Source organism: Duganella phyllosphaerae, from assembly GCF_001758785.1.
GTDB lineage: Bacteria > Pseudomonadota > Gammaproteobacteria > Burkholderiales > Burkholderiaceae_D > Rugamonas > Rugamonas phyllosphaerae.
Map to the genome: position 1 here is coordinate 122,793 of NZ_LROM01000082.1, position 14,840 is coordinate 137,632.

The 14,840-nt window shown below is 62.5% G+C and carries 18 protein-coding genes; 4 read left to right on the forward strand and 14 right to left on the reverse strand.

The genetic code is table 11. The features are described 5' to 3' along the window. Position 1: 1 nt before the first annotated feature. Both DUPY_RS11885 and DUPY_RS11890 read right to left on the reverse strand, forming a co-directional pair. Positions 2-634 carry an SCO family protein gene (locus tag DUPY_RS11885; protein WP_070248264.1) on the reverse strand — a complete coding sequence of 211 codons (633 nt, stop codon included), beginning with the start codon at positions 632-634 and terminating at the stop codon, positions 2-4. Continuing rightward, positions 600-1,337 carry an SURF1 family protein gene (locus tag DUPY_RS11890; RefSeq protein ID WP_070248265.1) on the reverse strand — a complete coding sequence of 246 codons (738 nt, stop codon included), beginning with the start codon at positions 1,335-1,337 and terminating at the stop codon, positions 600-602. Before DUPY_RS11890 ends, DUPY_RS11885 begins: the two co-directional genes overlap by 35 nt. A gap of 34 nt (positions 1,338-1,371) precedes the next feature. Between DUPY_RS11890 and DUPY_RS11895 the strand changes: the two genes are divergently transcribed. Then, positions 1,372-1,572 carry a twin transmembrane helix small protein gene (locus DUPY_RS11895; RefSeq protein ID WP_070248267.1) on the forward strand — a complete coding sequence of 67 codons (201 nt, stop codon included), beginning with the start codon at positions 1,372-1,374 and terminating at the stop codon, positions 1,570-1,572. 105 nt (positions 1,573-1,677) lie between these two features. Here the strand turns inward: DUPY_RS11895 and DUPY_RS11900 are convergent, their stop codons facing one another. The 7 genes from DUPY_RS11900 to DUPY_RS11925 all read right to left on the reverse strand — a co-directional run bounded on the left by DUPY_RS11900 (position 1,678) and on the right by DUPY_RS11925 (position 7,585). Further along, positions 1,678-2,538, reverse strand: coding sequence for a cytochrome c oxidase subunit 3 (locus DUPY_RS11900; protein WP_070248269.1), 861 nt, complete (start codon positions 2,536-2,538; stop codon positions 1,678-1,680). Between the two features lie 27 nt (positions 2,539-2,565). Further along, positions 2,566-2,763: a DUF2970 domain-containing protein gene (locus DUPY_RS11905; protein ID WP_070248270.1), complete on the reverse strand. Its 198-nt coding sequence runs from the start codon at positions 2,761-2,763 to the stop codon at positions 2,566-2,568. Further along, on the reverse strand, positions 2,764-3,318 hold the full coding sequence (locus DUPY_RS11910) for a cytochrome c oxidase assembly protein (protein WP_070248272.1): 555 nt from the start codon (positions 3,316-3,318) through the stop codon (positions 2,764-2,766). It lies immediately after the preceding gene. A 1-nt stretch (position 3,319) separates the two neighbouring features. Then, positions 3,320-3,424 (reverse strand): cytochrome oxidase small assembly protein, encoded by a 105-nt coding sequence (locus DUPY_RS28875; RefSeq protein ID WP_229255336.1) that lies wholly within the window; start codon positions 3,422-3,424, stop codon positions 3,320-3,322. 10 nt (positions 3,425-3,434) lie between these two features. Further along, positions 3,435-5,048 carry a cytochrome c oxidase subunit I gene (gene ctaD, locus DUPY_RS11915; protein WP_070248273.1) on the reverse strand — a complete coding sequence of 538 codons (1,614 nt, stop codon included), beginning with the start codon at positions 5,046-5,048 and terminating at the stop codon, positions 3,435-3,437. A gap of 25 nt (positions 5,049-5,073) precedes the next feature. After that, complete coding sequence (coxB, locus tag DUPY_RS11920; RefSeq protein WP_071651622.1) at positions 5,074-6,288, reverse strand: cytochrome c oxidase subunit II; 1,215 nt, start codon at positions 6,286-6,288, stop codon at positions 5,074-5,076. Between the two features lie 373 nt (positions 6,289-6,661). After that, complete coding sequence (locus DUPY_RS11925; protein ID WP_070248371.1) at positions 6,662-7,585, reverse strand: methyltransferase domain-containing protein; 924 nt, start codon at positions 7,583-7,585, stop codon at positions 6,662-6,664. A gap of 151 nt (positions 7,586-7,736) precedes the next feature. On the opposite strand from DUPY_RS11925, the gene DUPY_RS11930 reads away from it, so the two are divergent. Beyond that, positions 7,737-8,456: a ComF family protein gene (locus DUPY_RS11930; protein WP_070248373.1), complete on the forward strand. Its 720-nt coding sequence runs from the start codon at positions 7,737-7,739 to the stop codon at positions 8,454-8,456. Between the two features lie 20 nt (positions 8,457-8,476). Then, positions 8,477-8,947, forward strand: a complete 471-nt coding sequence (gene trmL / locus DUPY_RS11935) for a tRNA (uridine(34)/cytosine(34)/5-carboxymethylaminomethyluridine(34)-2'-O)-methyltransferase TrmL (RefSeq protein ID WP_070248276.1) — start codon at positions 8,477-8,479, stop codon at positions 8,945-8,947. Positions 8,948-9,059: 112 nt separating this feature from the next. On the opposite strand, the gene DUPY_RS11940 is transcribed toward trmL, so the two are convergent. From DUPY_RS11940 to DUPY_RS11960, 5 genes are all read right to left on the reverse strand, one after another. Next, positions 9,060-10,061, reverse strand: coding sequence for a LacI family DNA-binding transcriptional regulator (locus DUPY_RS11940; RefSeq protein ID WP_084640673.1), 1,002 nt, complete (start codon positions 10,059-10,061; stop codon positions 9,060-9,062). 69 nt (positions 10,062-10,130) lie between these two features. Beyond that, on the reverse strand, positions 10,131-11,534 hold the full coding sequence (locus DUPY_RS11945) for an MFS transporter (RefSeq protein ID WP_070248280.1): 1,404 nt from the start codon (positions 11,532-11,534) through the stop codon (positions 10,131-10,133). Between the two features lie 158 nt (positions 11,535-11,692). Continuing rightward, positions 11,693-12,976 carry an MFS transporter gene (locus DUPY_RS11950; RefSeq protein WP_070248282.1) on the reverse strand — a complete coding sequence of 428 codons (1,284 nt, stop codon included), beginning with the start codon at positions 12,974-12,976 and terminating at the stop codon, positions 11,693-11,695. Between the two features lie 103 nt (positions 12,977-13,079). Next, the gene (locus DUPY_RS11955) at positions 13,080-13,406 is read right to left on the reverse strand and encodes a thioredoxin family protein (protein ID WP_070248284.1); all 327 of its coding nucleotides are present in this window, start codon (positions 13,404-13,406) and stop codon (positions 13,080-13,082) included. After that, the gene (locus DUPY_RS11960) at positions 13,403-14,263 is read right to left on the reverse strand and encodes a ChaN family lipoprotein (RefSeq protein ID WP_229255337.1); all 861 of its coding nucleotides are present in this window, start codon (positions 14,261-14,263) and stop codon (positions 13,403-13,405) included. The genes DUPY_RS11955 and DUPY_RS11960 overlap by 4 nt, the downstream gene beginning before the upstream one ends. A gap of 252 nt (positions 14,264-14,515) precedes the next feature. Here DUPY_RS11960 and DUPY_RS11965 point away from each other — a divergent pair, with 252 nt between their 5' ends. Next, on the forward strand, positions 14,516-14,827 hold the full coding sequence (locus tag DUPY_RS11965) for a hypothetical protein (RefSeq protein ID WP_141749517.1): 312 nt from the start codon (positions 14,516-14,518) through the stop codon (positions 14,825-14,827). Positions 14,828-14,840 lie beyond the last annotated feature (13 nt).

The following is a 14,840-nucleotide window of genomic DNA, read 5'->3' on the forward strand; positions in this document are numbered from 1 at the left end:
ATTATCCTATGGCGGAAGCTTTGAGCAGTTTGGCGATGTCCTTGTGGACCTTGCTCGCCTTGGCGGTATCGCTGGAGACCGCGCCTTTCGGAAAGCGCATCATCAGGTTGCCCAGCGGGTCGATCAAATACACGTAGTCGGCGGCGCGTTCGCCCTGCTCCACCGGCAGCCATTTTTGCACGGTGGCCGCCGGCGCACGCAACATGTGGGTGCCGTCGTTCACGCGCATGAGCATGGTTTCGAGCGGCTGCTCGTCGGTGATCAGCCAAACCCGTTCCACGCGCTCCATCGCCTTGCCCTGCATGGTGCGCAACTGGCGCATGGCAAACAGCTGGTCCTGGCAAGCCTGCTGGCAGTCGGACGGCCCCACCTTGAGCATGATCCACTTGCCGCGATAATCGGCCAGGGACGCCGGGCTGCCGTCGAGCTGGCGGCTGGCCATCGGCGGGATCGGATACTGGCGCGCGTCGAGCAGGGTGCCATAGTTGGTCTCGCCGCCCTTGGGCTTGACCACGTAGTACATGAAGTATGACGCCAGCAATGGCGCCGCGCAGACCGCGATCACGGCCAGCAGCTTCCAGCGCCCGCGCGCCGTCTGTTTAGGGTTTGCCTGATTTTCCACGTCTGAATCCATTTACGACAAAAAAGATGACCGCCATCGCCGCCAGCGCATACCACTGGAAGGCGTAGCCCTGGTGTTTTTCGGGATTCATGCCCGAAGCCGGCCATTCGCGGCCCATGCGCAGGTCGTCGCCACCCGGGCGCGCCGGCGTGCTTTGCTGCAGCACGAACGGCTGCATGGTCAGGCCGCTGGCCTTGGCCACCTGCAGCGGATCGGCGTTTTGCACGATGACGCCAGGCGCCAGCGCCGGCCCCGCACCGAGCTCCATCACGTGGCCCGAATGCAGACGCGCCACGCCGTCCACGGTGACGATACCTGTGGGCGTGGCGAACGCGGGCAGCTTGTCGCGCGCCAGCGGATCGCGCGGCAACCAGCCGCGCTGCACCAGCACATGCATATTGGATCCGTCGATCTTGAACGGCATCAGCAGATAGACGCCAGCGCGGCCCTGGTACGGGCGGTTGTCTAGGTACAACGGCCAGTCCTGGACGAACTGGCCGGTGACGGTCACGCGGCGGTATTCGACGTCGGCAGCGGCCAGCGGCGTGCCGGTCAGCGCCAGCGGCGCGGCGGCCGCGCCCTGGTCGAGCCGGGCCTGGGTGGCGATTTTCTCATCGGCGCGGCGCTCCTGCCAGTTGCCCAGGGCAATGCCCAGCGCCACCACCAGGACCGTGGCGATCAAGGGAATCAATTTAAATCGGAAGGCAATCGGCATTACAATGAAGCCTCACTCATCTCGCTGCCCTGTCATGAAAATTGTCGTCGCCATCGCGTTCGTGCTGATCATCGGCAGCCTCGGTTCCGCGCTGTTCTTCCTCATGCGCGACAAGGGCAAGAGCAACAACACGGTCCGCTCGCTGGCGGTGCGGGTGGGCTTGTCGATCGCCCTGTTCGTGATGATCCTGGTTGCCTACAAGCTCGGCTACATCCAGCCCACCGGCTTGCGCTGAGCGGCTGCGGCTGCGGCTGAGGTTACCGTTACGCCAGAAAAAACGGCCGCACCGGACCTTCCGTGTGCGGCCGACAGCATTATAGCGCCGATGTTTGGGCGATGTTCAGAGCCAGTAGATCACCACGTAAAGACCGAGCCACACCACGTCCACGAAGTGCCAGTACCACGCGGCGCCCTCGAAGGCAAAGTGATTATCGGGCGTAAAGTGTCCCTTGAGCACCCGGTACAACACCACCGACAGCATGATCGCCCCCATCGTCACGTGGAAACCGTGGAAGCCGGTCAGCATGAAGAAGGTCGAGCCATAGATGCCGGACGTCAGCTTGAGGTTGAGGTCATTGTAGGCATGGATGTATTCGTAAGCCTGGAAACCCATGAAGGTGGCGCCCAGCAGCACGGTGGCAAACAGCCAGATCGCCGTCAGCGCGCGGTGACCGGCGCGCAGCGCGTGGTGGGCGATGGTGAGCGTCACACCGGAGGTCAGCAGCAAGGCGGTATTGATGGTTGGAATCGGGAACGGTCCCATGGTGCGGAACTCATCGACCATGCCAGCCGGGCTGGCGCCGCCCCAGTGCGCGGCAAAATCGGGCCAGATGAATTTATGGTCGATGTCGCCGAGCCATGGCATCGAGATCACGCGGACGTAGAACAATGCGCCGAAGAAGGCGCCGAAGAACATCACCTCGGAGACGATGAACCACGCCATCGACCAGCGGAACGAGTAGTCGATGCGCTGGCTGTACAAGCCGCCTTCGGATTCCTTGATGGCGTCGCCGAACCAGAAGTACAGCACCGCGATGATGCCGGCCAGGCCGACCATGTTGACCGGCATGCCCCACGACACGTCGTTCACCCAGGCCGAGGCGCCGGCCATGGTGACCAGCAGCGCAATACCGGCCAGCAGCGGCCAGCGCGACGGCCCCGGCACGAAGTAGTACGGTGCTGCGGTGTTGTGTGCGCTCATCTTGATCTCCCTGTCATTTTGTAAGGACTATTTTGCTACCGCCCACTGCACGGCCAGGATCAGCAGCCCGATGAACAGGGCCACGGCGATCAGCGCCGCGATCACGATGTGCACCGGGTTGAGCCGGGCATCATCGTTGTCGAAATCACTTTTGCGGCGCAGGCCGAAGAACGACCACACCACCGCTTTCAACGAATACAGAAACGACGCCGGCTTCTTGTCCATTTACTTGGCCGCCGTCTTGTCCATGCCGCCCACCTCGAAGAAGGTGTACGACAGGGTGATGGTCTTGACGTCCCGCGGCAGCTTGGGATCGATGTAGAACATCACCGGCATCTGCCGCGCTTCGTTCGGTTTCAGCGCTTGCTGGCGGAAGCAGAAGCACTCGACCTTTTTAAAATGCTGCATGGCGTTCTGCGGCGCGTAGCTCGGGATCGCCTGCGCCGCGACGTCGCGGTTCTGGGTGTTGACCACCTCGTAGGTCACCGTGGCCAGCTCGCCCGGGTGCACCGTCATCGAGGCCACCGTGGGCCGGAAGCGGTACGGGCCCTGGCTGTTGGCATCGAACTCGATGGTGATGTTGCGGGTGGCGTCCACCTGCGTGTTCTTGTCGTACTCGACCGTGCCATCTTTTTGCGTGAGCACGTTCAGGCCCAGCGCTTCGCAGATCTGGCGGTAGAACGGGTTCAGCGCATAGGCAAAGCCGAACATCACCACGGCCGTGACCAGCAGCTTGCCGAGCATGGTGCGGTTCAGTCCGGAGGTGCCGTCTTTTTTCATGTCAGCTCAGCCAGATGCGCTTGACGAATACCGACAGAAAAAACAGCACCGCCAGCCCGGCCAGCAGCAGGGCCAGGCGCGTGTTGTTGGGCTTTTTTGTGCTCATGGCGGTCAGCTTATTTGAACTGCGGTGGCGTTTCAAACGTATGGAACGGCGCTGGCGACGGCACGGTCCACTCGAGGCCCTCGGCGCCTTCCCATGGCTTGGCTTCCGCTTTCTTGCCGCCCCGGATGGTGGGTATCACCACGCCAAACAGGAAGAACACCTGCGACATGCCGAAGCCGAACGCGCCGATGGTGGCGATCATGTTGTAGTCGGTGAACTGCGCCGAGTAATCGACATAGCGGCGCGGCATGCCGGCCAGGCCCAGGAAGTGCATCGGGAAGAACGTGACGTTGAACGAAATGAGCGACAGCCAGAAGTGCGCCTTGCCCATGGTTTCGTTGTACATGTGGCCGGTCCACTTGGGCGACCAGTAATAGAAGCCGGCAAACAGCGCGAACAGCGAACCGGCGACCAGCACGTAGTGGAAGTGCGCCACCACGTAATACGTATCCTGCAGCTGGATGTCGATCGGGGTGACCGCCAGGATCAAGCCGGTAAAGCCGCCGATGGTGAACACGAAGATGAAGCCCACCGTAAACAGCATCGGGGTCTCGAAGGTCATCGAGCCCTTCCACATGGTGGCGATCCAGTTGAACACTTTCACGCCGGTGGGCACGGCGATCAGCATGGTGGCGTACATGAAGAACAGTTGCGACGTCACCGGCATGCCGGTGGTAAACATGTGGTGGGCCCAGACCACGAACGACAGGATGGCGATCGACGCGGTGGCATACACCATCGACGCGTAGCCGAACAGCTGCTTGCGCGCGAACGCCGGCAGGATCTGCGAGACGATGCCGAACGCCGGCAAGATCATGATGTACACCTCGGGGTGGCCGAAGAACCAGAAGATGTGCTGGTACATCACCGGGTCGCCGCCGGCTGCGGCGTTAAAGAACGTGGTGCCGAAGTGGCGGTCGGTCAGCGTCATGGTGATCGCGCCCGCCAACACCGGCATCACCAGGATCAGCAGGTAGGCGGTGATCAGCCAGGTCCAGCAGAACATCGGCATTTTCATCAGGGTCATGCCGGGCGCGCGCATGTTGAGGATGGTGACGATGATGTTGATCGAGCCCATGATCGACGAGGCGCCCATCAGGTGCATGGCGAAAATCGCCATGTCCATGCCCGGTCCCATTTGCGTGGACAGCGGCGCGTACAGGGTCCAGCCGGCGGCGGTGGCGCCACCGGGCACCAGGAACGACGTCGCCAGCAACAGCGCAGCGGGCGGCAGCAGCCAGAACGAGAAGTTGTTCATGCGCGCAAAGGCCATGTCGGACGCGCCGATCTGCAGCGGGATCATCCAGTTGGCAAAGCCCACGAAGGCCGGCATGATGGCGCCGAACACCATCACCAGGCCGTGCATGGTGGTCAGCTGGTTGAAGAATTCGGGCTGGAAGAATTGCAGGCCAGGGTGGAACAGCTCGCTGCGGATCATCAGCGCCAGCACCCCGCCCGACAGCAGCATGACGAACGAGAACCACAGGTACAGCGTGCCGATATCCTTGTGGTTGGTGGCGAACAGCCAGCGTTTCAGGCCGCTGGGGTGCTCATGTGCGTGGTCGTGGTCGTGCGCGTGGTCGTGCTCATGACCATGGGCGTGATCAATGGTGCTTGTGCTCATTTGTGTCTCCTGCTGTTCTGCTGGATTATTTACGTGCAGCCACGATTTCGGCCGGTTGGACGATGTTTTGTTCTGGCTTGTTCGACCAGCTGTTGCGGGTGTACGTGATCACGGCCGCAATTTCGGTATCGGACAGCTGCTTCCACGCCGGCATTTCGGCAGGATATTTCCCGCTCTTCTGGCCGTTGAGCAGCACGTGCATTTGCGCGGCCTTGTCGCCGTTGACGACAGCCGAGCCGTCGAGCGGGGCGAACGCGTCCGGCACGCCCTTGCCGTTGGCCTGGTGGCAGACCGCGCAGTTGGCGGTGTAGACTTTTTCGCCGCGCGTTTTCAGCTCGTCGATGGTGAAGGTCTTGTTCGGATCGTCGGCCAGCGCGGCCATTTCCTTTTTCTTGCCATCGACCCAAGCCGTGTAGTCGGCGTCGCTGACCACGCGCACCACGATCGGCATGAACGCGTGCTCCTTGCCGCACAGCTCGGAGCAATAGCCGCGGTAGGTGCCGGTGTGTTCGGCCTTGAACCAGGTGTCGCGCACGAAACCCGGGATCGCATCCTGCTTGACGGCAAACGCGGGAATCGACCACGAGTGGATGACGTCGGCGGCGGTGGTGACGATGCGGATCTTTTTATGAACCGGCACCACCATCTCGTTGTCGACTTCCATCAGGTAATTGTCGCCGCGCTTTTCGGTCGGCGCGAAGCCGGGGGCGCCAACCTGCGCGCGTGGCGTGGTCAGGTTGGACAGGAAGGAAATGCCGTTGCCTTCGCCGCTCAGGTAGTCGTAGCCCCACTTCCATTGCATGCCGGTGACCTTGATGGTGATGTCGGCGTTGCTGGTGTCTTTCATGCCGACCACGGTGCGGGTGGCAGGCAGCGCCATGCCGATGACGATCAGGAACGGCACGATGGTCCAGGCGATTTCGACGCTGGTCGATTCGTGGAACGTGGCCGGCTTGTGGCCCAGCGATTTGCGGTGCTTGAAGATCGAGTAGAACATCACGCCGAACACGGCGACGAAGATCACCAGGCACACGATCATCATCCACGTGTGCAGGTCATAGACCTCGGTGGCGATGCGGGTGGCAGGCGGTTGCAGGTTGAGCTGCTTTTCGATGGGGCCGCCGGTGCCGCCGGTGGCCGGGCCGTAGGTTCCGGCAGTGTCTGCCGCCCTCGCTGCAATACTGGCTGCCGTCATCGTAAAGCCGAGCATGAACGATGTAAGTCGCTTCGCAAGTGTCATGTTTTCCCCAACAAACCCAAGTGTAATTATTTTGTAACGACCTGGATTCCGGTAAACCAAACCCGCGTCGCTCCTTAAACAACTCCAGGTCCCGTTGGCACACTGCCGGGACGCTGAAGCCTTTGTCTCCATCCCCTACTTCACAGCGTGCTGCGAGAGAACTATACAAAAGCCCGATGCTGCTTAAATCAACTGCCCACTTCGTTTCATTTAGTGACCGGATAGCGGCTTTGCCCATGAATTGGTGGCAAAGTTGGTTATTGATTATATAGAACAAAAACCACGCACATCAACAAATAAACGATTTTGCAACTCTGTGGTCCCAGGGACGCATTTCGCTTGCATCCGGGGCGCGATCGCGCTATGGACGATGTTAATTCTTCTTGCGCGGCAGGTCGAAGCGGATGATCGCCTCGCCCTTGGACGTGGTGCGCGGCGCTGGCCGGAATGCGTGGCCGTAGATCACCTCGAACGTCAGCGTCAGCTTGCCGTCGGGCCGGCGCTGGCGCTCCAGCGCCGCCAGCATGCGCTGCCACGCCTGCCGGCCCGTCAGCCCCCGGCTGCGCGTGGCCAGCGGATTGCCGCCCAGCGCGCGCACATCGGCCAGCAGCGCCTGCGTTGTATCGTAAGTGACCGTGATCACTTCCATGTCGAGTACCGGCGTGGAAAAGCCCACTTCCACCAGCTGGTCGCCGAAATCATGCATATCGACGAACGGCAGCACGTGCGGCGCCAGGTCGGCTTCGGCAAACGCCGTGCGCAACTCGCGCAGGGTGTCGGGGCCGAAGCACGAAAACATCAGCAGACTGTTGACCCGCAGCACGCGGCGCCACTCGGCAAACACGCGGTCGGGCTGCGGATGCCAGTGCAACGCCAGGTTGGACCACACCAGATCGATGGAGTTCGGCGCCAGCGGCAAATCGGCGAAATCTCCGCAGACCAGGTCGATTCCGGCCTTCGCCGGCAGCAACTTCGCCAGCAGCTGGTTCAGCGACGATTGCCTGGCGCCCTGGCTGCGCACGGCGCGCAGCGGCGCCTCGGCCGCATCGACACCGAGAATCTGGGCGGCAGCGTACATTTTCTGCAACATGCCGAGGTCGGCGCCATCGCCACAACCGGCATCGAGCACGCGCAAGGGCGCGATTTTAACCAGTTCCAGCCGGTCGACCATCCTCGAGGCGATTTCCCGGCGCAGGAAATCAGCGGCACGGGTGCGTTCGGGACGGGAAAACAGGGCGCGCACATGATGCAGATCAATCGGGGCGCTGAGTTTGGGCGGGTTGGCAGGGGCGTGCATATATGGTTGACAGTTGGGTTCTACCGGGGACGACAGCACCATCATGCAGCTGTTGGCTGCAGCAGTCGTCGTCGGTAATGCGATAATGTCGGCAGTGTACATGGTTGGCGCCAGGCTGGCCGCCGTGCGCCGCGATTTTTGGGAAGTTGGCATGAATGGCAAGCTGTTCCAGCGTGCGCTCAATCTGCTGTTGCCCACCTCGTGTGCGCTGTGCGGCGCGGGCGGTGACGACACCTTGTGCAGCGCCTGCGTGGACCAGTTTTTCGGTGACGCCACGCGCCTGCCGCGCTGTCATTGCTGCGCCAACCCGGTCGTGGCCGGGGCGACGCTGTGCGGCCACTGCATCGCTGCGCGCCCGGCATTCGACCGCACCATCGTGGCCGCCGACTATGCGCTGCCGGTCGATCAACTGGTGCTGCAGCTGAAATTCGGCCACCGGCTGGCGCTGGCGGCGCTGATGGCGCGGCGGCTGGCGGTGGTGGTGGGCCAACACCCGGACACGCTGCCCGACGTGCTGTGCGCGGTGCCGCTGGGTCGGCGTCGGCTGGCGCAGCGCGGCTACAACCAGGCGCTGGAAATTGCCCGGCCGCTGGCGCGCAGCCTCGGCGTGGTACTGCAGCCAAGGCTGCTCGCGCGCATCCGCGAGACGGCCGCGCAGAGCAGCGTGGCGCCCGAGCATCGGCGCGCCAATATCGCCGGCGCCTTTGCGCTGGCCGCGCCGGCGCTGGCACTGGTGCGCGGGCGCCATATCGGCGTGGTCGACGACGTGATGACCAGCGGCGGCACGCTCGACGAAATGGCTGCCACCCTCAAGCGCCACGGCGCGGCGCGCGTGAGCAACTTCGTGTTCGCGCGCACGCCGCCCCATTGAAATATTTAAGGAGAAGCATCTTGTTTCACGTCGTACTGGTCCACCCCGAAATCCCGCCCAATACCGGCAACGTCATCCGCCTGTGCGCCAACACCGGCGCCCAGTTGCACCTCATCGAGCCACTCGGCTTTCCGCTTGAAGATTCCAAGCTCAAGCGCGCCGGCCTCGACTACCACGAGTACGCGAAAATGAAGGTGCACGCCGACTGGCAAGCGTTCTGCGCCGACCTGCAGCCCGACCCGTCGCGCATGTTTGCCATGACCACGCACGGCTCGTCGCCGTTCGCCAGCGCCAGCTTCCAGCCGGGCGATGTGTTCGTGTTCGGCTCGGAAACCGCCGGCCTGCCGCCCGCCCTGCGCAACAATTTTCCGGCCGAACAGCGCATCCGCCTGCCGATGCGGCCCGACAACCGCAGCCTCAATCTGTCCAATACTGTCGCGGTAGTAGTTTTTGAAGCCTGGCGCCAGAACGGCTACGCCGGCGGCGCTTAGGGTTTAAAGGAATCGTCAACGCAGAGCGCCTGACGAACCTCCAGGGCAAGGCGCAGCGACGAAGACAGTACCCCAGTACGGCGAGGAGTTGCGACGCCGCCATGGAGCTTCGTCAGGCGCTCGTCTTTCTGCGTGCAGTAGAAGTGCGCAGGATCAGCTGCGGCTCGATCATGCCGGTCTCCGGCTCCGGCTTGCCATCGATGGCGGCAATCAGTTTTTCCATCGCCGCCGCCCCCATCCGCTCGCTCTGCATATCGACGGTGGTCAGCGCCGGCGACGTGTACTGGCCATACGAGATATTGTCGAACGCCGCCACCGACAGGTCGTCGGGCAGCGAAAAACCGAGGGTTTGCGCCGCCTTCATGAAGCCCAGCGCCATCAAATCGTTGTAGCAGATCAGCGCATCGGGCGGGTTGCCGCCCAGCAGGATGGCCGAACACATGCGTTCGCCCTCGGCCGACGTTGGCGTGCCGCCCTCGTACACCGTCAGTTCCAGGTCCTGCTCGCCCAGGCAGGCGCGGATGGCGTCGAGGCGGTCGTGGTCGCGTCGGGCGCGGGCAAAACGCAGGTAGGCAAACCGCCGGTGCCCCAGCGACAGCAGGTGACGCACCAGCATGGCGGCGCCACGGGTGTCGTCGCTGCTCACCCATTGCAACGGCAGCCGCGTGGGCCGACCGAAATACACCAGCGGCTTGTCCAGGTCCATCAGCCAGTCCATCTCGGACTCGACCATGCGCGAGAACAGGATCAGGCCATCGACACGGCGGCTCAGCGCTTCGATCAGCGGCCGTTCGCGGTCGGCGTTTTCTTCGGTATCGACCAGCAGCAAGGTGTAATTATGGGCCAGGGCGACGCGGTTGGCGCCCTTGACGATGCTGGTGAAATGGGGATTGTTGATGTCGAGGATGGACAGGCCGATGCTGCGCGTGCGGCCCGTGATCATCGATTGCGCCAGCGGGTTGGACCGGTAGCCCAGTTTGGCGATCACTTCCTTGATGGTGGCTTCGACTGCCGGTGAAAACCGTTGTGCGCCGTTTACAAACTTCGACACGGTGGCGGTCGAGACGCCGGCGGCGGCGGCCACGTCACGGATGGTTGCTACGTTTTTTTTCATTGCAGGCAGGAGTGGACGCGTGATCGATCGTGGCAACGATCTTAGCACGCGCCCACCGGCCCCTACCCCTTACAGATCGGTAATCTCTTTGTGGCGCGGCACCAGGATTTTCATGACCGACCACGCTGCCAGGTAGGCCACGGCGCAGATCGCGAACATGATCATGTAGCCGGTGTAGATGTCGTTGACCGCCTTGTAGTGGTCGAACACCCAGCCGCCCAGCTTGGTCAGCAGCACGCCGCCGATACCGCCGGCCATGCCGCCGATACCGACCACCGACGCCACCGCTTTTTGCGGGAACATGTCCGACACGGTGGTAAAGATATTGGCCGACCAGGCCTGGTGGGCCGAGGCGCCCATACCGATCAGGATGACAGGCACCCAGAAGCTGATCGAACCGAGCGGTTGCGCCAGCAGCACCAGCAGCGGGAACAGCGCGATCACGAACATCGCCCGCATGCGGCCGTCATACGGCGCATAACCACGGGCCATGAAGTAGCTGGGGAACCAGCCGCCGCCGATCGAACCGATCATGGTCATACTGTAGAGCACGGCCAGCGGCACGATGATGGCGTCGCCCTTCATGCCGTACTGGGCCGACAGGTAAGTAGGCAGCCAGAACAGGAAGAACCACCACACGCCGTCGGTCATGAACTTGCCGAAGGCGAAAGCCCAGGTCTGCGGGTATTTCAGCAACTGGAACCACGAGGTTTTACGGGCAGCAGCGGCCGACGCTTCCTCGGTGGTTTCGACTTTGACCACCTGGTCGCTGCGGATATAGGCCAGTTCCGCGGCGCTCATGCGCTTTTGCTGTTCCGGCTTGTCGTACAACCAGATCCACAGCGCCATCCAGAAGAAGCCGACCGCGCCGATGATGATGAACGCCCACTGCCAGCCCCACACGGAGGCGATCAGCGGCACGCTGATCGGCGCCAGGATCGCGCCGACGTTGGCGCCGGAGTTGAAGATGCCGGTGGCGAACGAACGCTCTTTCTTGGGGAAGTATTCGGCAGTGGCCTTGATCGCGGCCGGGAAGTTACCGGCCTCGCCGATCGCCAGCAACGCGCGCGACACCATGAAACCGATAATCGACGGCACCAGCACCAGCCCGAAGGCGCCAGCGACCACCGCTATGCCCTCGCCCATCGGCACCGCAAACGCGTGCAGGATCGCGCCCAGCGACCAGATCACGATGGCCACGATATACGCGGTCTTGGTGCCGATGCGGTCGACCACGCGGCCGGCCAGCAGCATCGAGACCGCGTACACGAACTGGAACGCGGCGGCGATGTTGGCATAATCGGTATTGGTCCAGCCGAACTCCCTGGACAGGTCCGGCGCCAGCAGGCTGAGCACCTGGCGGTCGAGGTAATTGATGGTGGTGGCAAAAAACAACAAGGCACAGATGGTCCAGCGGTATTTACCGACGGCCTGGCCGACTGACTGCGGGTTGACGGGCTCGCTCAGATTCATGGCATCACTTTGTATTATGTTTATATAGATGATCTCCCGGTCTCCACGAGATCATGTCATATGTCATCGTACAACCATAAAAGTTGTGAAGCAAGAAAAAACAAGTGGCTGCTCAAAGGCAGCCACCAAATGATCAAATCGTTGCGCGAAGCGGTTTTTTATGCTGCTTGCTTCATTCTGGGACGGGCCAGCAACAGCGCGATCAGGCTGATCACCGCCGCCCCGCTCAGGTAGTAGCCGACGTATTGCAGACCGTAGTTGGTGGCCAGCCAGGTGGCGATGTACGGCGCCAGCGAGGCGCCCAGGATACCGGCCAGGTTGAACGTGAGCGAGGCGCCTGTGTAGCGCACTTCGGCCGGAAACAGCTCCGACAAGATGGTGCCCAGCGGACCGTAGGTCAGTCCCATCAGCCCCAGGCCCAGCGACAGGAATACCGTTACCTGGACCGTGCTGCCCGAGCCGAACAGCGGCGCCAGCGCCAGCCCGAAGACGGCGATCGCCGCCGAAATCCAGATCAGCGTGCGCGCACGGCCATGGCGGTCGGCCCACACCGCTGCGATCGGTATGGTCAGGCCAAAGAACAGCACCGCGAACAGTTGCTGGATCAGGAAGTCCTTGCGCGAGAAATGCAGCGCCGTGGTGCCCCAGCTGAGCGCGAACACCGTCATCAAATAGAACAGCACGAAGGTCGCCAGCGCAATCAGGGTGCCCAGCACCAGCATGCGGCCATGGTCGCGGAACACCGTCACCACCGGTACTTTGACGCGCTCGTTCTTTTCCAGCACTTTCTGGAAGTCCGGTGTTTCGTGGATTTTCAGGCGCACATACAAACCGACGATCACCAGCAGTGCGCTGGCCAGGAACGGGATGCGCCAGCCGTAGGCGAAGAATTCGGCATCGGTCTGCACTTCGGTGAGCAGCAGGAAAATCCCGCCCGACAGGAAGAAGCCGATCGGCGCACCCAGTTGCGGGAACATGCCGTACCAGGCGCGCTTGCCCGGCGGCGCGTTTTCGGTAGCCAGCAGCACCGCGCCGCCCCATTCACCACCGAGGCCCAGGCCCTGGCCAAAGCGGCACAGCGCCAGCAACGCTGGCGCCCAGGTGCCGATGGTCGCGTACGTGGGCAGCAGGCCGATCACCACCGTGGACAGCCCCATGGTGAGCAGCGCCGCCACCAGGGTGGCCTTGCGACCCACGCGGTCGCCGAAGTGACCGAACACGGCCGAGCCGATCGGTCGCGCAAAGAAGGCGATGGCAAACGTGGCCAGCGACTGCAAGGTGGCGGCGGCCGGATCGGCGGCGGGGAAGAACAGCTTGGGAAACACCAGCACGGCGGCGGTGGCGTAGATGTAGAAGTCGAAGAATTCGATCGTGGTGCCGATCAAGCTGGCGAACAGCACGGTGGCCGGCTTGTTGGTCTGGGCCGGTTTTGACTGACTCATGCGTAAAGCTCCTGCGAATGAACGGTGCGGTCCATCATACACACGCCATTGGCAGGATGCCAAGCAAAGAAGGCTGCGGCAGGTAGTGCTACTGAGAGAACGATCAAGCTCGGGGATCGATCTGTTGCAAACCGTCCGCGATCGCGGTCGCCTCGAGCGGACGCACCACCCGCGCCACTTCCACGCCATCCCTCAGAAAAATCATGGTCGGCCACAGCTTGACCTTGAACGAGCGGCCCAGCGCGCGGCCGGGGCCGTCTTCCACCTTGTAGTGGATAATCTGCTCGTGACCGGCAAACGCCTGCGCCAGCGGCGCCTGCGCGGCCTGGCAGTGGCCGCACCAGTTGGCGCCGAACTCGAGCAGGACTGCGCCCGGCAGGGCATCGATATCGGCGCGCTGCGGCGCCTCGGCTAGGTAGTGAGTTTTCATTTTTTCCTGAATTTGGCGCAGGGGTCGGGTCGTTCCTGCGTGCTCAGCGCATAGGTTTGATCATAGCGGCCGGCGTGTTCGCCCGGCTCCACGTAGCCTTCGGCGCGCACCGTCAGTATAGGCTGGACCAGGTTAAGCCAGCGCGCCACACCGATATCCTTGCGCACATGGCCGTTGCCGGCGATGAGCACGACGTCGCGCGGGCGCTGGTCGCGGATGATCCTGGCCATCCAGATGTCGCGCGCCAACTGGGCATTGACCATGCCATCGACCATCATCGCTGGCAACATGCCGCAATGGCCCATCTCTATCTCTTTTTGCTGGGCGGCGCGCAGATCGGCCGGCAGCGGCTGGTCCAGGCGGTAGTCCTTGATGCCTTGCGGGTCGAACGTGGCCTGGATGCCGTCGCGCACCACGCGCGAGGCATCGGCCCGCGACAGGTTGCCCGCCACCAGCGGCAAGTGGTACGTGAGCGCCAGCTGGATCACCGGGTAGTACAACTGCCAGTCCCAGCGCGGACCGTGAACGATCTGGATCACGCACTGGGCATCAAGACAGCCCTTTTGCGCCCTGTCGAGCAAATCCTGGTTTTCGCGGTCGAACTGCTCCATCACGATGGTCGGGCGCCAGCCCGCCTCTACGCGCTGGCGCAGCAGCTCGTAGCGCAGGCGGTGGCCTTGCTGGTTGTCATGCACCTCGCCCAGCAGCAGGACCTGGGGATTCGGGCCCACCGGCGCCGGGGGCGCCGCAGCGGTGCTGACGACTGCGCCCGGCCTGGCCACGCCAGCGCAGCCGCTCAACAGTGCGAGGGTGGCCAGCACGCTGGCGCCACACATCAATCGGACTCTGTACATCATGGGATATCACCCTCTGCAGGCTAATTGGTTGATTTGATGGGTCTAATTTATGACAGACCCAGCGCCACACGTAACACTGTTGGTGCAGTGCAATAAAAAATTTCTATTGAATAAACTAAAATAGCAATGTGTTATGAATTGTGGTTAAATGTCAGTTCGGTCAGTTGTCAATCGATCTGGCGCAAAAATTATACGGATAACGCATTAAATTGCTGTTAAGCCTGGCGCCGAATACAGTTTCAGGAGTGTCATGTGAAAATTTTATCAAACATCAGTACCGCTATCTTCGCTTTGGGCTTGTGTGGCACCGCCTCGGCCGAGGTTGCCACCACGCCTGACGCGCCTGCAATATCGGTGTTCCACCAGTGCCCGGACGATACCGGGTGCGACAGCGTTGCACAGCGTAACGGCCAGCCGGCTACGCCGGACCGCCAGTCGGCCGCCAAGGTCGAGGAAGCACCGCTGCCGGTGCCGGAACTCGAAACTTCGCTGATGTTCATGCTGGGCCTGGTCGTGCTGGGCGTGACCTCGCGCCGACGGTCGTCGGAGCGTTTCGACCGCTAAGTGCCAACGTAGG

Bases quoted from the DNA above. Each gene is read 5' to 3' on its own strand.
- DUPY_RS11885 (WP_070248264.1), bottom strand. From the start codon at position 634: ATGGATTCAGACGTGGAAAATCAGGCAAACCCTAAACAGACGGCGCGC.
- DUPY_RS11890 (WP_070248265.1), bottom strand. From the start codon at position 1,337: ATGCCGATTGCCTTCCGATTTAAATTGATTCCCTTGATCGCCACGGTC.
- DUPY_RS11895 (WP_070248267.1), top strand. From the start codon at position 1,372: ATGAAAATTGTCGTCGCCATCGCGTTCGTGCTGATCATCGGCAGCCTC.
- DUPY_RS11900 (WP_070248269.1), bottom strand. From the start codon at position 2,538: ATGAGCGCACACAACACCGCAGCACCGTACTACTTCGTGCCGGGGCCG.
- DUPY_RS11905 (WP_070248270.1), bottom strand. From the start codon at position 2,763: ATGGACAAGAAGCCGGCGTCGTTTCTGTATTCGTTGAAAGCGGTGGTG.
- DUPY_RS11910 (WP_070248272.1), bottom strand. From the start codon at position 3,318: ATGAAAAAAGACGGCACCTCCGGACTGAACCGCACCATGCTCGGCAAG.
- DUPY_RS28875 (WP_229255336.1), bottom strand. From the start codon at position 3,424: ATGAGCACAAAAAAGCCCAACAACACGCGCCTGGCCCTGCTGCTGGCC.
- ctaD (WP_070248273.1), bottom strand. From the start codon at position 5,048: ATGAGCACAAGCACCATTGATCACGCCCATGGTCATGAGCACGACCAC.
- coxB (WP_071651622.1), bottom strand. From the start codon at position 6,288: ATGACACTTGCGAAGCGACTTACATCGTTCATGCTCGGCTTTACGATG.
- DUPY_RS11925 (WP_070248371.1), bottom strand. From the start codon at position 7,585: ATGCACGCCCCTGCCAACCCGCCCAAACTCAGCGCCCCGATTGATCTG.
- DUPY_RS11930 (WP_070248373.1), top strand. From the start codon at position 7,737: ATGAATGGCAAGCTGTTCCAGCGTGCGCTCAATCTGCTGTTGCCCACC.
- DUPY_RS11940 (WP_084640673.1), bottom strand. From the start codon at position 10,061: ATGAAAAAAAACGTAGCAACCATCCGTGACGTGGCCGCCGCCGCCGGC.
- DUPY_RS11945 (WP_070248280.1), bottom strand. From the start codon at position 11,534: ATGAATCTGAGCGAGCCCGTCAACCCGCAGTCAGTCGGCCAGGCCGTC.
- DUPY_RS11950 (WP_070248282.1), bottom strand. From the start codon at position 12,976: ATGAGTCAGTCAAAACCGGCCCAGACCAACAAGCCGGCCACCGTGCTG.
- DUPY_RS11955 (WP_070248284.1), bottom strand. From the start codon at position 13,406: ATGAAAACTCACTACCTAGCCGAGGCGCCGCAGCGCGCCGATATCGAT.
- DUPY_RS11960 (WP_229255337.1), bottom strand. From the start codon at position 14,263: ATGATGTACAGAGTCCGATTGATGTGTGGCGCCAGCGTGCTGGCCACC.